The organism is Aeromonas sp. R1-1, assembly GCF_040908495.1.
Classification (GTDB): domain Bacteria; phylum Pseudomonadota; class Gammaproteobacteria; order Enterobacterales; family Aeromonadaceae; genus Aeromonas; species Aeromonas veronii.
On the sequence record NZ_JBFODV010000099.1, the window covers coordinates 23,076 to 37,486 of the forward strand.

General features: G+C 59.8%; 12 protein-coding genes. 3 read left to right on the forward strand and 9 right to left on the reverse strand.

Annotated features, from left to right (window positions below; translation table 11 throughout):
• Positions 1 to 131: 131 nt before the first annotated feature.
• Complete coding sequence (locus tag AB5Y92_RS05790; protein WP_164536110.1) at positions 132 to 746, forward strand: TetR/AcrR family transcriptional regulator; 615 nt, start codon at positions 132 to 134, stop codon at positions 744 to 746.
• 72 nt (positions 747 to 818) lie between these two features.
• On the opposite strand, the gene AB5Y92_RS05795 is transcribed toward AB5Y92_RS05790, so the two are convergent.
• Positions 819 to 1,430, reverse strand: coding sequence for a flavin prenyltransferase UbiX (locus tag AB5Y92_RS05795; protein ID WP_069529846.1), 612 nt, complete (start codon positions 1,428 to 1,430; stop codon positions 819 to 821).
• On the reverse strand, positions 1,427 to 2,797 hold the full coding sequence (mpl, locus tag AB5Y92_RS05800; protein WP_042063094.1) for a UDP-N-acetylmuramate:L-alanyl-gamma-D-glutamyl-meso-diaminopimelate ligase: 1,371 nt from the start codon (positions 2,795 to 2,797) through the stop codon (positions 1,427 to 1,429). The genes AB5Y92_RS05795 and mpl overlap by 4 nt, the downstream gene beginning before the upstream one ends.
• A gap of 259 nt (positions 2,798 to 3,056) precedes the next feature.
• Between mpl and AB5Y92_RS05805 the strand changes: the two genes are divergently transcribed.
• Positions 3,057 to 3,758, forward strand: coding sequence for a phosphatase PAP2 family protein (locus AB5Y92_RS05805; protein WP_368225918.1), 702 nt, complete (start codon positions 3,057 to 3,059; stop codon positions 3,756 to 3,758).
• 69 nt (positions 3,759 to 3,827) lie between these two features.
• Here the strand turns inward: AB5Y92_RS05805 and galE are convergent, their stop codons facing one another.
• The 7 genes from galE to barA form a co-directional block, all read right to left on the reverse strand.
• Positions 3,828 to 4,841, reverse strand: a complete 1,014-nt coding sequence (gene galE, locus AB5Y92_RS05810) for a UDP-glucose 4-epimerase GalE (RefSeq protein ID WP_005335608.1) — start codon at positions 4,839 to 4,841, stop codon at positions 3,828 to 3,830.
• Positions 4,842 to 4,957: 116 nt separating this feature from the next.
• Entirely contained in the window at positions 4,958 to 5,947 is a 990-nt protein-coding gene (locus tag AB5Y92_RS05815) for a hybrid-cluster NAD(P)-dependent oxidoreductase (protein WP_268012025.1), read from the reverse strand.
• Between the two features lie 111 nt (positions 5,948 to 6,058).
• On the reverse strand, positions 6,059 to 7,708 hold the full coding sequence (gene hcp / locus AB5Y92_RS05820; protein WP_368225927.1) for a hydroxylamine reductase: 1,650 nt from the start codon (positions 7,706 to 7,708) through the stop codon (positions 6,059 to 6,061).
• Positions 7,709 to 7,997: 289 nt separating this feature from the next.
• A complete protein-coding gene (locus tag AB5Y92_RS05825; RefSeq protein ID WP_005362843.1) occupies positions 7,998 to 8,465 on the reverse strand; it encodes a Dps family protein in 468 nt (155 codons plus the stop codon).
• Positions 8,466 to 8,620: 155 nt separating this feature from the next.
• Positions 8,621 to 9,505, reverse strand: coding sequence for an N-acetylmuramoyl-L-alanine amidase (locus AB5Y92_RS05830; protein WP_368225921.1), 885 nt, complete (start codon positions 9,503 to 9,505; stop codon positions 8,621 to 8,623).
• A gap of 34 nt (positions 9,506 to 9,539) precedes the next feature.
• On the reverse strand, positions 9,540 to 10,019 hold the full coding sequence (locus AB5Y92_RS05835) for a DUF1456 family protein (protein ID WP_005335594.1): 480 nt from the start codon (positions 10,017 to 10,019) through the stop codon (positions 9,540 to 9,542).
• 89 nt (positions 10,020 to 10,108) lie between these two features.
• Positions 10,109 to 12,826: a two-component sensor histidine kinase BarA gene (gene barA / locus AB5Y92_RS05840; RefSeq protein ID WP_123172393.1), complete on the reverse strand. Its 2,718-nt coding sequence runs from the start codon at positions 12,824 to 12,826 to the stop codon at positions 10,109 to 10,111.
• A gap of 153 nt (positions 12,827 to 12,979) precedes the next feature.
• Here barA and rlmD point away from each other — a divergent pair, with 153 nt between their 5' ends.
• Complete coding sequence (rlmD, locus tag AB5Y92_RS05845; RefSeq protein ID WP_368225923.1) at positions 12,980 to 14,302, forward strand: 23S rRNA (uracil(1939)-C(5))-methyltransferase RlmD; 1,323 nt, start codon at positions 12,980 to 12,982, stop codon at positions 14,300 to 14,302.
• Positions 14,303 to 14,411 lie beyond the last annotated feature (109 nt).

The window sequence follows — 14,411 nt, forward strand, 5'->3', positions numbered from 1 at the left end:
TGTTGAAGGGTGCTAGAGATACGTGGTGCTTTTATCGGCTTATTTTAATTGATAGAGTTAGCAGGCACTCAGGCATGATTAGTTAAAATACTATAAACACCATAATCAATAACTATTAGATGATAAAAACTATGGAACCACGCGCAGAAATAAGACGTCGTACCCGGCTGTCGCCGGAAGCTCGTCGCTCCCAATTGATGGAATGTGCCATCGAGGTGTTCTCCCGTCGCGGCATTGGCCGTGCAGGTCACGCCGAGATAGCCGAACAGGCCAAGGTCTCTGTGGCTACCGTCTTCAACTATTTCAACACCCGCGAGGAGTTGGTAGATGAGGTGCTGGCCGAGATCGAACGCTTTGTGAACCAGATGCTGTCGCAGGCATACGGTGACCAGGGCTCCATTTTCGACAAGATCCAGCGTCATGTACGCCTCTCTGTCGATGCCGCCTACGATCAACCGGATTATGCCGGTATCTGGCTGGAGTGGAGCTCATCGGTTCGGGAAGAGGTATGGCCCCGCTATACCCGGCTGCTCGATCACAGCCTTGAGCTGATCGCCAGCGAGCTGCAAACCGCCATGGATGCAGGGGAGATCACCTGCGTGCTGTCAGCACAGGATCTGGCCCGCTCTCTGACCGGTTTTGGCTATGTGATGATGCAGATGATCAATCAACCTCAGCGCCCGGTGCGCCAAGAGGTGACTGATTTCCTGTTCAAGTACGTGACGGCGCCAATTCAGGCTCGCTAACACGGCTTAACGAAAAAACGGCGTCACTCATTGAGTGGCGCCGTTTTTTTATGGCCGGATATGGCGGTCACCTCAATGGTGGCCATAGCCCCAGCGGTGGGTTAGCTCATGCTCGACACCCAGATGATCAAGGATACGGGCGACCATAAAGTCCACCAGATCGGCGATGCTTTTCGGCTCATGATAGAAACCGGGCGCAGCAGGCATGATGGTCACCCCGAGCCGCGCCAGTTTCAGCATGTTCTCCAGATGGATCGCCGAGAAGGGGGTTTCGCGGGGCACCAGGATCAGCTGGCCACGCTCCTTGATCACCACATCTGCCGCCCGCTCCAGCAGGTTGTCGGAGGTGCCGTTGGCAATCGCCGAGACGGTGCCCATGGAGCAGGGGCAGACCACCATCTGCTTGGGGGCCGCCGAGCCGGAGGCCACCGGTGAGAACCACTCCTCTTTGCCGCAGGCCACGATCTGCCCCTCCTTGGCGCCATATTGGCGACAAAGATAGGCAGAGAGCTCTTTCGGCGAGCCGGGCCAATCCTGTTGCTGCTCGGTCTTGAGTACCACACGAGCTGCCGATGAGGCGAGCAGGTAGACCCGATAGTCCGCCTGCACCAGACACTGGAGCAGGCGCAGGGCGTAGGGTGCGCCGGAGGCGCCGGTCAGCGCCAGGGTGATCGCTTTGTTCATAGTTCGCCGTGGTAATCCTTGAGGCGGGCGATCAGCTTGTCATGAATGCCACCGAAGCCGCCGTTGCTCATGATCAGAATATGGTCGCCATCACGGCTCTCGGCCACCAGCCGATTGATCAGGGTCTCCAGATCGTTGAATACCTTGGCCGGACGGGTCATATGGGCTGTCACCTCGCCGAGATCCCAGCCGATGTTGGGCGGCTGGAAGAAGAACACCTCGTCGGCGCCATCGAAGCAGCCAGCCAGCTCCTCCTTGTGAACCCCCAGCTTCATGGTGTTGGAGCGCGGCTCCAGCACCGCCAGAATACGTGAGCCGCCTACCTTGGCGCGCAGGCCGCCGAGGGTGGTCTCGATGGCGGTGGGGTGATGGGCAAAGTCGTCATAGACGCTGATGCCAGCCACTTCGCCCTTGAGTTCCATCCGCCGTTTGGGTGATTTGAACTGGCAGAGGGCGGCGATGCCATGCTCCACCATCACGCCAGCATGGCGTGCGGCAGCGATGGCCATCAGACCATTGTTGACGTTGTGCTCGCCGATGCACTCCCAGTGCACCTCGCCCTGTTTTTCACCATCCAGCCACACTTCGAAGGCGGAGCCGTCATCGGCCAGCTTGACCGCTTTCCACTTGGCGTCGTCCTGACCTACCAGCTCCACTTCGCTCCAGCAGCCCATCTTGCGTACGGCGGTGAGGTTGTCATCGGCTTGCGGGAACAGCACCCGGCCGTTGCTCGGCACGGTGCGCATCAGGTGGTGGAACTGGCGCTGGATGGCGGCGAGATCCGGGAAGATGTCCGCGTGGTCGAACTCCAGATTGTTCATCACCAGGGTGCGCGGATGGTAGTGAACGAACTTGGAGCGCTTGTCGAAGAAGGCGCAGTCATACTCGTCCGCTTCGATGACGAAGAAGGGGGCAGAGCCGAGACGGGCGGAGACCGGGAAGTTGCCCGGCACGCCGCCAATAAGGAAACCGGGCTCCAGCTTGGCGTACTCCAGCACCCAGGCCAGCATGCTGGCGGTGGTGGTCTTGCCATGGGTGCCGGCGACGGCCAGTACCCAGCGATCCTGCAGCACGTGCTCCAGCAGCCACTGGGGGCCGGAGATATAGGGCAGATTGCGGTCCAGCACATATTCAACACAGGGGTTGCCGCGGCTCATGGCGTTGCCAATCACCACCAGATCCGGCGCCGGATCGAGTTGGGAGGGGTCATAGCCTTCGGTCAGTTCGATGCCCTGTTGCTCGAGCTGGGTACTCATGGGGGGATAGACATTGGCATCCGAACCGGTCACCCGGTAACCAAGCTGTTTTGCCAACACCGCCAGACCACCCATAAAGGTGCCGCAGATCCCGAGAATGTGAATATGCATACCGCTTCCTTTCGCAGTAAAGGGAAGTGCGCATTCTAGGGGGTGTTGCGGTGGTGGCACAAGCCGCACTCATGGTGAGAGGCCCTCAGACCGGAGGGCTGGGAGTAAAACTCAGTAGCCCGAACAGCAATGAAAGAGGAGGGCAAACCATTCGGTTTTATTTGAGGCTTGATTTTGTGTCGCACTTTCTTACAATTCTTCGTTTTTGTGACGCACTCAACAGTTTTACGATATCGCCCTTTTCCAAAGGAGAGTCCCCATGGGCAAGTTCCTGCTTTGCTATCTGGTCGGTGGTCTGGTGGCCATCAGTTGGGCTGCGCTGCCCGCTCATGGTCCCTGGGATCAGTGGGACCTCGCGATTTTTCACACCGTTAACGGCTGGCTCGGGCAGTCGCCTCTGTGGGCCGATCTGGTGGCCATCACCAACAACCGGCTGTTCGATCTGGTGGTGCTTGCCTGCATGGGATTGATCCTGGCTCGCTGTTTCTTTGCCCTTGATATGGCTGGTCGTCGCCAGCTGGTGGCGATGGGCATAGTGATGCTACTGAGTGCTCTGGTGATCAACCAGCTTGGTCACAGATTGCCGGTGGAGCGACCCAGTCCGACCCTGATGGTGGCCGATGCGCTGCGGGTGACCCAGATCAGCGGTATTCCGACCAAGGACTCTTCCGGTGATAGCTTCCCCGGGGATCACGCTCTGTTCCTGATGATCTTCGCCGGCTACGCCTTGCGCTATCTACCGCGCTGGGCGGGAGTCACCGCATTGCTGATGGTGCCGATCTTTTCCGCGCCGCGCATTCTGGCTGGCGCCCACTGGTTTACCGATGTCTACGTCGGCGCACTGGGGTTGGCGACACTCTGTCTGCCCTGGCTGCTGTTGACCCCGCTGGCGGATCGGCTGATAGAGCGCATTACCCCCCGATTGGCCCGTGTGCCGCTGCTGCGCAGTCAGACCCACTGATTGAACGTCGCAAAATAAAACGCCCCGACATGAAAATGTCGGGGCGTTTTGTTATCAACCCGCGAGAGATCAGCCTTGATAGCCGTTCGGGTTGTTGCTTTGCCAGCGCCAGGTATCGACCATCATCTGCTCCAGACCGCGCTCTGCCTGCCAGCCCAGCTCGGCACGGGCCAGCGTCGGCTCTGCCCAGCACTCGGCGATGTCACCCGGGCGACGGGGTTTGATCTGGTAGGGAATGGGGCGGCCGCTGGCCGCTTCAAACGCCTTGACCATTTCCAGTACCGAGTAGCCCTGACCTGTGCCCAGGTTATAGGTGAAGACGCCGGTGTCGCTCTTGATGCGCGCCAGTGCTTTCAGGTGGCCGATGGCGAGATCCACCACATGGATGTAGTCGCGCACGCCGGTGCCATCCGGGGTCGGGTAGTCGTTGCCAAATACCCCCAGCTCCTTGAGCTTGCCCACGCCGACCTGACTGATATAGGGCAGCAGGTTGTTGGGGATACCGTTGGGATCTTCACCAATCAGGCCGCTCTCGTGGGCGCCGACCGGGTTGAAGTAACGCAGGAGCACGATGGCCCAGCGGGGATCGGATTTGGCGAGATCGCGCAGGATCTCCTCCACCATCAGCTTGGAGCGGCCGTAGGGGTTGGTGGCGCTGGTGGGGAAATCTTCCCGCAGCGGTACCGAAGCGGGATCGCCATAGACGGTGGCCGAGGAGCTGAATACCAGCCGGAAAACGCCAGCCTTGGCCATCTCTTCGCACAGCACCAGAGTGCCGCTGATGTTGTTCTGGTAGTAGGTGAGCGGGATCTGGCTCGACTCCCCGACCGCCTTGAGACCGGCGAAGTGGATGACCGATTCGATCTGGTGGTTGGCGAACAGCTGCTGCAGGCAGGCTCTGTCCAGCACATCCCCTTCGACGAAGGTGACCGGTTTGCCGGTGATCTGCTCGACCCGCTTGAGTGACTCCGGTGAGGAGTTGGATAGGTTGTCGAGTACCACGACCTGCTGCCCCGCGCCGAGCAGCTCAACCAGAGTGTGGGAGCCGATATAGCCAGCGCCCCCTGTGACCAGTATTGTCATTTTTTATCCCGTGTTCTGGTGAAACTGGGGCAGAGTCTAGCGCCCCTGTCTACTTGGGAAAAGGTTGGGATACCGATGACGCCTTTACCGCACCTCACAAAAGCCTGCACCACGCCTCAATAATCGAGACTGATATCCCCTTTCGCGGTGCAGGAGCAGGCCAGAGCAACGCCGCTCTCCAGATCCTGAGCACTCAGGGTTATCACGCTCTGGCGCTCGATGTCACCTGTGGTGGTGCAACGACAGCTGCCACATACCCCGGCGCGACAAGCCGCCATCATGGTTTCGCCCGCCGCTTCCAGCGCCGCCAGCAGGGTCTGACCCGGCAGGATCTTCACCTTTTTGCCGCTCTTTTTCAGGGTCAGCCAGAAGTGGTCGCTGGTGGTTGTGGCAGGCTCTGCTGGAGGAAGGCCAAAGGACTCCTGATGCAGCTGCTCCGGCGGCAGTCCCAGCTCAGCCAGCATGCTGCTGACCGCCGCCATATAGGGTGCCGGGCCGCAGAGATAGACATGGCGTTCGCGCAGATCCGGGGCCAGCTCGGCCAGCATGGCGGGGGTGAGTCGGCCCACCCAGGGATGAGCCGTTGGCGCCTCTTCCAGTATCAGGGCATGGCGTACACCGGGATGAGCTTCGGCCAATGCAGCCAAGTCATCTGCGAAGATCACATCTGCTGGCGAGCGGGCGCTATGGATAAAGCGGATGTCTGCGTCCGGCCGTTTGGCCAGTTCGTCCCGCAGCATGGCCCACATGGGGGTGATGCCGGAACCGGCGCTTAGCAGCAGTGGCCGTTCGCAAGGCAGGGCGGTCAGGTTGAAATCGCCGAACGGACCATCCACCCGGATCTTGTCTCCCACCTGCAAGGTCTGATGCAGATGGTGGGAGACCCGTCCCACATCCTTGATAGTCACTTGCCAGCAGGCATCCTGTGGGCTGGAGGAGAGGGTATAGGCGCGGCACTCCGGCTGGCCGTCAATCTCGGTATGCAGGGTGATGCACTGGCCAGCCAGTACGGGAGGGAGGCTGCCGGAAAGCGGCGCCAGCTGCCAGCTCACGACGTCGTGGGTGTTCTGTTGGCGGCCAATGCAGGTGAGCGTGAGAGAGGTCATCACAAGGCTCCTTAGGTTTTAAACGGTTCGAAAAACGTCTGGTGAAAAAGCCGGATCCAGAAAAAAGGCGAGCCGGGCGGCTCGCCAAACGCTTACAACATGAGGTGCCGATCAGGCCGCCAGGATCTCGGCCAAGTCAGCCTCGGCCGTGGTGGTCCCTTTCAGGCCAAATTGCTCCTCCAGCACCTTGAGCAGCGCCGGGGTGAGGAAGGCGGGGGCGGTCGGCCCGGTACGAATGTCCTTCACCCCGAGGGAGAGTAGGGTGAGCAGAATGACGATGGCTTTTTGCTCGAACCAGGAGAGCACCAGCGTCAGCGGCAGATCGTTGACCCCGCACTCGAAAGCCTCGGAGAGTGCCAGCGCCAACTGGATGGCGGAATAGGCATCGTTGCACTGACCCACGTCCAGCAGACGCGGAATGCCGCCGATGTCGCCAAAATCGAGCTTGTTGAACTTGTACTTGCCACAGCCCAGCGTTAGCAGCAGGCTGTCGCGCGGCGCGGCCTTGGCAAACTCGGTGAAGTAGGCGCGCTCGGCCTTGTCACCGTCACAGCCCCCCACCAGGAAGAAGTGGCTGATCTCTCCGGCTTGGACCTTCTCAATCACCGCGGGGGCGGCCTGCATCAGGGCGTTGCGGGCAAAGCCGATGGTGATGAAGTGTTCGAGTTCGGTGTGTTTGAAGCCTTCCAGCGCTTGGGCCTTGGCGATCACGGCGGAGAAATCATCCCCCTCAAGATGGGTTACGCCCGGCCAGCCGACGATGGAGCGGGTGAAGATGCGGTCCGAGTAGTTGCCCACGTTCGGGTCGATGATGCAGTTGGAGGTCATCACCACCGCGCCCGGGAAGTTGGCAAACTCTTTCTGCTGGTTTTGCCAGGCGGAGCCGTAGTTGCCCACCAGATGGGGGTACTGCTTGAAGAAGGGATAGGCCAGCGCGGGCAGCATCTCGCCGTGGGTGTAGACATGAATGCCGGTCCCCTTGGTCTGTTCCAGAATGAGTTTGAGATCCATCATGTCGTGGCCGGAGACCAGAATGCACTTGCCGGGGATCGGCGTGACCCTGACCCGGGTCGGCTCCGGATGGCCGAAGGCGCTGGTTTCACCGAGATCCAGCATCTCCATGATTTTGAAGTTGAGTTGACCGATCTCCATGGCGCAGTTGAACAGCCGACCCATTTCGCTCGGATCTGTGCTGAGCCAGCTCATGATGCGGTGGAATTCGGCGGCCACCTCGTCACTCTGCTGATCCAGCACCCGGGCGTGCTCCATATAGGCGGCTGCACCCTTGAGGCCGTAAAGGCAGAGCAGACGCAGCCCCATGATGTCCTCGTTTACCTCGTTCTTGCCCCGATTCGGGGCGGCTGGTGCGGCATGGGCAAGTTGTTCCAGCAGTTCGGCACCGGGTTCGAAGTAAGCGGAGTGTGGCAAGTCGTTCACCTGCACCGCCATGGTGCTCAGACGATCGGCCAGCTGCTGGCGATAGGCGAGGGCCTGATTGACGTAGGCCACGATGCGATTCGAGTCGAAGTTGACGTTGGTGAGGGTAGCGAAGAAGGCCTTGGGCACGAAGGCATCGATTTCGCGATCTATGATGCCCTGCTCACGGGCGGCCAGCGCCCAGGCGCTGAGCCCCTGCAGGGTATAGATCAGCACATCCTGCAGATCCGAGGTTTCCGCCGTCTTGCCGCACATACCTTGTGCGTAGGCACAGCCGTTGCCAGCCGGGGTACGAATAGTCTGTTCACATTGCACACAAAACATCATGCCTCTCCTAATTGGACATTTCAGTTGTCTGTTTTGTGGCGATTCTATTCCTCTCGCGAAAAACTTAATAGGCATTCAATTTGCCAATTAAGATTCCCTTGATGCAGATCAAAAACAAAAAAAGCCGCCCAAACAGGGCGGCAAGCGGGTGGATAAAAGGAGAGACAACTCAGGTTTGCAACAGAACATAACAATCAGATGGATTGGGCCGTGGTCTGGTCAGGAGCTTTCGGCCCGGTACTTACTCAAGCCAGCATACGTACGCTGTAGCTGGCTTGGTTCACTATCAGGCCAGATAAGCGCGCAGCATCCAGACCAGTTTTTCCTGCTGCTGCACATAGTCGGAGAGGATGGAGGCTGTGCCCTCATCACCGGCTTCGGCGGCCTGGCCCAGAATACGGCGCTGGGCGACCAGCAGTTCGCGGAAGCTATCCAGCAGGGATTCGACACAGGCGCGGCCATCGTGCAGCCCTTTTTGCTCCGGGATGGCAGAGACTTTCAGGTAGTCGCTGAAGCTGTGCATCGGCACGCCATCCAGAGTCAGGATCCGCTCGGCCAGCGCATCGACTTTCAGCAGCAGGTCGTTGTAAATCTCTTCAAATTTCAGGTGCAGTTCGAAGAACTGGTTGCCACGGATATTCCAGTGGAAGCCGCGCACGTTCATGTAGAGGATCTGGTAGCTGGCCAGCAATTTGTTCAACTCGGCTGCCAGGGCTTGTGATTGAGCAGTATCAAGACCAATCGGGCTTTTCATCATTCACCTCCAGATTTGGAAATCGGTTTTAAATTCTCTTTCGGAACGCAGTCAGAATAACGCCTTGCAAAATGCAGGGACAATTGCTTGTGCCTAACTGTTTGATAGCTAAAGGCTATCAAACAGTACGCAGCAACAGGGGCAATGGATGAGTATTAGGGGAAGTATTTCTCGAGCAGCGCCATCAGGATGGCCTGGCACTCGCGGTCCGGTTCGCTATTGACCTTGCTGGCGCGAAAGTGGAGCTGAAAGGCGCCCATGACGGCGCGGCTCTGCTCATCCCACTGGCCAGTCTGGGACAGGCCATAGCCATAGCGGGCCAGCTGTTGTTGCCACATGGCCGCATCCCAATCGGGCAAGGTGCTGGCCAGTAGCTCGGCCACCCGATCTTCATCTGGCCAGGCGCCGACTCCGTACGTCAGATAGAGCTGGCGCCAGGGAAAGTGGGGACCGGGATCCTGCTTGCGCTCGGGGGCGACATCGCTGTGACCCAGCACCTGGGTCGGTGGAATGCGGTAGCGGGTGACCAGTACCCGGCTGAGGGCACCGACGGCGGCAATCTGCTGCGGGGTATAGGGTTGCCAGCGCCGCGCATCGGGGGCCAGCGGCTCATCTTCTGCTGGATAGCCGAGGTTGACGATCTCGATGCCAAGGGAGCTGGCATTGAGCCCGGCATATTGGTGCCAACGGCTGCGTCCCGCATGCCAGGCGCGCGCGCTGTCCGGCACCAGCTGATAGACCGGTAGCGGGGTCTCGTGGCTGTCGCGGGGGATCAGGTAGTGGGCGCTCACCTTGTGCTCCGGCTCGGTCAGCAGGCGCAAGGAATTGGCATCGTCTTCGTCGGTGTAGTGAAGGATCAGAAAGGCGATCCGCTCATTCTGGTTGGCGCTCTGATAGCGGGTAGAGAGCTGGTATTCGGACGGAGTACAACCACCCAGCAGAACCAGTGGTAGAAAGAAGAGGGGAAGAAGACAGCGCCAGCGCCATCCCCCTGCCACAGCCAGTCTGCTGAGCGTGGGAGGAGTGAGTCGCTGGCACATGTCGAAGGCCCTGTCTGGTCAGTCGCGCGGCTAGTCAGCCGCGGTATTTGGCCGTGAGACCGATCAGGAAGTTGCGCAGGATCTGATCCCCGCAATCCTGATAGTGCTTGTGATCCTTGGAGCGGAACAGGGCGCTGAGCTCGGACTTGGAGAGGTTGAAGTCGGCGAGCTTGAGGGTGCCGAGCATGTCCTCTTCCTTGAAGTTGAGACCGATGCGCAGCTTGCGCAGGATCATGTTGTTGTTGATCCGGTTCGGGATCACCTGGGCCGGTGCATCTTCCCGCACGCCGCGGCGGGCGATGATGAAACCGTCGAGGAACTGGCTCAGGGCCGAGTCGGGACAGGCGACATAGCCTGCCTCTTGCTCTTCACCTTCCGCCGCCTCTTTCATCAACCAGCTGTGCAGCTGGGCGTGAGTGACTGTCAGGTTGCCCTTGGCAAACATCTCGACCATCTGGTCGTTGCTGATGGTGAGGGCGTAGCGCAGACGGCGCAGAATATCGTTGTTGGTCATGCTGACTCCTGTGTAAACGGCGCAACTTTACCATCTGGCAGCCCTCGCGTCAGAAAAAGCGGGGGCCGATACAGTTCAGGTCAAGCTCATCAAGCCTTGCCGAGATAGCGGGGCGCCTCCTGGCGCACCAGTTCCAGCGCATCTTGCAGCTCCAGCAGCTCGGGTTCCAGCTCGCTGACCGGCACGCCGTCACGCAGCTGCTGCTCCAGCTGGGAGAGCAGCCGTTGCAGTCCCGGCACCCCGGAATAGGCACAGCCACCGTTGAGGCGATGGAGCTGGGCCAGCACCTCGCTATCTTCAATTTCGCCAGCCAGCGCGCTATCCAGCACAGGTTCCACCTCGTCGAAACTGGCCAGCAGCATGGTCAGCATCTCTCTGGCGAGATGCTCTTTCCCCGCCGCTTGCCGCACCGCCAGTGCCCAGTCGATCTGTTGGGCACCATTATTCTGGTGACGGCGATGGGCAAAGTCGGTGATGAGCTGGGCCAGCATGCTCTCGTCGATGGGCTTGGCCAGATAGTCGTCCATCCCCTGTCGGATCAGCCGCTCCCGTTCGCCGGGGATGGCGTGGGCGGTCACCGCCACGATCGGGGTGGTGGTGTTGAGGGATTGGTTGCGGATCGCCTGGGTGGCGCTGATGCCATCCATGATCGGCATCTGGATATCCATGAAGATGATGTCGAACGGTTGGCTCTGTGCCTGTTTGACTGCCTCCTTGCCGTTTTTGCATACCACCACCTGACTCACCATCTCCTTGAGCATGGCGGCGATCAGCTTGAGGTTGGCGGCGTTGTCATCTACCGCCAGCACCTTGATTGGCTGTAACTGGCGCGGCGCAGGCTGAGCAGGCAGCTTCTGGCGGCTCGATTCCGGCGAGAGCAGGGCGTGCAGCAGCTTGCGGTGGTTGACCGGTTTGGAGAGACAGTGCTGGGCGCCATGGGCCAGCATCGCTTCATAGAGCGCAGGCTCGTGGCTGCTGAGCAGCACTATGGTGTTCTGCTGCTGGCCGTTCAGTCTGTCGAGACGGCCGAGCACCTGCTGCGGCGTATGCAGGGTGCTGCTGCCGATGATCACCATCTCCTGCTCGCTCATCTCGGGCCAGGGATCATCGCTGGTCAGTGGGTGCACATCGAGGTGCCACTCTGCCAGCAGGGCGAGCAGAGAGGCTTGCGCGAAGGGATCCGGTTCCAGCAGCCAGAGCCGTTTGCCACGGATCCGATCCAGCGGCAGTTGATCGGTCTGGGGCAGGGGGGAGACCTCCACATCCAGATTGAACGAGAAGATGGAGCCTTTGCCGAGCTCCGATTCGAAGCGGATCTGGCCGCCCATCTGCTGCACCAGCTTCTGGGTGATGACGAGGCCCAGGCCCGTGCCGCCATAGCGGCGGGAGATGGAGGAGTCGGCCTGATTGAAGGCCTGGAACAGCTGATGTTGCTGCTCTTGGGAGATACCGATGCCGGTATCGCGGATCTGGACGTTGAGCCTCACCTTGTGGTTGCCACTGCCGGTCTGCTCGATATGGACATCGACGTTGCCCTGTTCGGTGAACTTGATGGCGTTGCCGGTGAGGTTGGTCAGCACCTGTTGCAGACGCATGGGGTCGCCGGTGAGGTAGTCCGGCACATCGGCATCCACCCGCAGGGAGAGCTCCAGTTGCTTGTCGTGGGCGCTGGGGCCGAGCAGGTGCATGGTCTCGTTGAGAGTGTCGCGCAGGCTGAACGGGATATGCTCCAGCTGCAGCTTGCCCGCTTCCAGCTTCGAGAAGTCGAGGATGTCGTTGATGATGCCAAGCAGGTTGCGCGCCGACTTCTCGATGGTCTGCATATAGTCGGTCTGGCTCGGGGTCAGGCTGGTTTTCAGCAACTGGCGGGTAAAACCGATGACCCCGTTGAGCGGGGTACGCAGCTCGTGGGACATGTTGGCCAGAAACTCCGACTTGACCCGCGCCGCCTCCTGCGCCCGCTTCTTGGCCATGTCGAGTTCGACGTTCTGGATCTCGATCTGCTCCAGCGTTTCGCGCAGGTCAGAGGTGGCCTGATCGATATTCTGCTGCATCTCTTCGTGATATTCGGAGAGCGCCTTGGCCATGGCGTTGATGCCGTTTTTCAGCATATCCAGCTCGCCGGTGAGCTGGCCGCTGACCCGGGTATCGAGCCGCCCCTCCCTGATCTTGTGCACCGCCTGCACCATGTTGGTGATGGGCTGGGTCACGCTCTTGACCAGACGGAAGCCAAACAGGGTGCTGAAGGCGACCCCGATGAGCACCATGATCACCGCAAAGAAGGTGTCGCGGTACTGCAGCAGCATGGCCCGATCGGTCGCCATCTGCATCGAGATGTAGCCGATCATCGGCGGCTCTACATCGCTGGGCAGCGGGAAGCCATCCAGACTGGTTTCAGCCTGGATCGGGGTGCGCAAAATGATGTCGTCCCCCTGAAACGTCACGCTGGTCAGATCCGGAATGGGCTCGCCATCGGGCAGCCTGAGCCGGGTGAAATCCCGGTGGTAGTTCGAGGTGACGAACAGCTGGTTGTCCTGGGTGAAGACCGCGATGGACTTGATGAAGGGGGAGTTCTTGCGATGGGTCAGGCCAATCAGCCGCTTGAGGGATTCTCGGCTGTGCTGGGTCATCCCGTATTCACTGGCGATCGCCAGCGGTTCGATAATGTTGATCCCCTGATCAATGAGGTTGTTTTCCAGCTGCTGGTAGCGGTGGAAGGTGAAGTAACCGGCCATCAGGCCACCGATGATCAGGGTTGGCAGGATGGTGAAGGCGAGAACGCGTGCTCTCAGGCCATATTTGGTCATACGAACAGGCCACCAGTGAACAGGGTTGGCGATAGGGTTGATGGCAATACACGGGCTCTGTGGCCGTATTTGGTCATACTATTATTCTTGTGGGACAATACCCGGCAGCAGATTCCACAATCATGACATAGCCACCTATAGGCACCAAGTTTTATGGCCCAGTTTTTCAAGCCCCAAAAGAAGTCCACCCAGCTCCAACGCATTGAATTTACGATAGACACCCTCGATCACCACTGCGTCGGTATCGGTCGCCATCAGGGCAAGGCGATCTTCGTCGAAGGGGCGCTGCCCGGCGAGACCGTCAAGGCACGCATCACCGAAGAGAAAAAACAGTATGGTCACGCCGCCTTGCAACAGGTGGTGACCCCGGCGGCCAATCGTATCGCCCCCTTATGCAGCCACTATCGCGAGTGCGGCGGTTGCAGTGCCCAGCACATGTCGGTTGCCGATCAGCAAGCGGCCAAGGCGGCTGGACTGGTCAGCCTGTTCGAACGGTTGGGCAACATCAAGGCGCCAGCGCTGGAGCCGGTACTGACCGGTGAAGATCGCGCCTACCGTCGGGTCTGTCGTCTGGCCATCAAATTTGACAAGAATGGTCGCTGCACCCGGGTCGGTTTCCGTCGCCGCAACAGCAACGATCTGGTGGAGATTGACGGTTGCCCTGTGCTGGCCGAACCGATCTCTGCGCTGATTGCCCCGCTGCGTGAGTGCCTCAATCGCCTCAAGAGCCAGCGCGAGCTGGGCCATGCGGAGCTTATCCAGGCCGAGCAGGGGATCATGATGCTGCTGCGCCACACCGGCCGCCCCAATGAGGCGGATCGCGCCCTGCTGGTGGAGTTTGCCAAAGCGCAGGGGATCGACCTCTATCTGCAAGCTGCCGATGATCGCATCGAAGCGCTGCAGCAACATTTTTCCCCATCCTACTCGCTGGATGGCCTGTCTCTTGCATTTGCTCCGGGTGACTTCATTCAGGTCAACGGCCCTATCAACCAGAGCATGGTTGAGCAGGCGCTGACATGGCTCGGGGCGAGCAAGGATGACAAGGTGCTCGATCTCTTCTGCGGCATCGGCAACTTCACCCTGCCGCTGGCCCGTCAGGCTCGCGAAGTGGTGGGTGTGGAAGGTGAACTGGCCATGGTGCAGCGGGCCGAAGAGAACGCCCGTCGCAACGGCATCACCAATGCCCGTTTCTACAAGGCCGACCTGAGCGATGACATAGTCGGCATGTCCTGGGCGCGGGAAGGGTTTGATCTGGTACTGCTGGATCCGGCTCGTCCCGGCGCGCTGGAAGTGATGGGACACGTCGTGAAACTTTCACCCAAGCGGGTGGTCTACGTCTCCTGTAACCCGGTCACCCTGGCGCGGGACAGTCAGGTGCTGGTGAAAGGGGGTTACCGTCTGGTGCGCCTCGGCATGCTCGACATGTTCCCTCACACCGGTCATCTGGAGTCTATGGCGCTGTTTGAACGGGAGTAAATGACTCATCAGTTCGGCGATGCGGATATGTAATCTGGCATGTCTGCGGCTGTTTGAGCTGGTGTGTATATGAAGTAATCCTGCTCATCGGTACGGCGATGCGGATATG

Bases quoted from the DNA above. Each gene is read 5' to 3' on its own strand.
- AB5Y92_RS05790 (WP_164536110.1), top strand. From the start codon at position 132: ATGGAACCACGCGCAGAAATAAGACGTCGTACCCGGCTGTCGCCGGAA.
- AB5Y92_RS05795 (WP_069529846.1), bottom strand. From the start codon at position 1,430: ATGAACAAAGCGATCACCCTGGCGCTGACCGGCGCCTCCGGCGCACCC.
- mpl (WP_042063094.1), bottom strand. From the start codon at position 2,797: ATGCATATTCACATTCTCGGGATCTGCGGCACCTTTATGGGTGGTCTG.
- AB5Y92_RS05805 (WP_368225918.1), top strand. From the start codon at position 3,057: ATGGGCAAGTTCCTGCTTTGCTATCTGGTCGGTGGTCTGGTGGCCATC.
- galE (WP_005335608.1), bottom strand. From the start codon at position 4,841: ATGACAATACTGGTCACAGGGGGCGCTGGCTATATCGGCTCCCACACT.
- AB5Y92_RS05815 (WP_268012025.1), bottom strand. From the start codon at position 5,947: ATGACCTCTCTCACGCTCACCTGCATTGGCCGCCAACAGAACACCCAC.
- hcp (WP_368225927.1), bottom strand. From the start codon at position 7,708: ATGTTTTGTGTGCAATGTGAACAGACTATTCGTACCCCGGCTGGCAAC.
- AB5Y92_RS05825 (WP_005362843.1), bottom strand. From the start codon at position 8,465: ATGAAAAGCCCGATTGGTCTTGATACTGCTCAATCACAAGCCCTGGCA.
- AB5Y92_RS05830 (WP_368225921.1), bottom strand. From the start codon at position 9,505: ATGTGCCAGCGACTCACTCCTCCCACGCTCAGCAGACTGGCTGTGGCA.
- AB5Y92_RS05835 (WP_005335594.1), bottom strand. From the start codon at position 10,019: ATGACCAACAACGATATTCTGCGCCGTCTGCGCTACGCCCTCACCATC.
- barA (WP_123172393.1), bottom strand. From the start codon at position 12,826: ATGACCAAATATGGCCTGAGAGCACGCGTTCTCGCCTTCACCATCCTG.
- rlmD (WP_368225923.1), top strand. From the start codon at position 12,980: ATGGCCCAGTTTTTCAAGCCCCAAAAGAAGTCCACCCAGCTCCAACGC.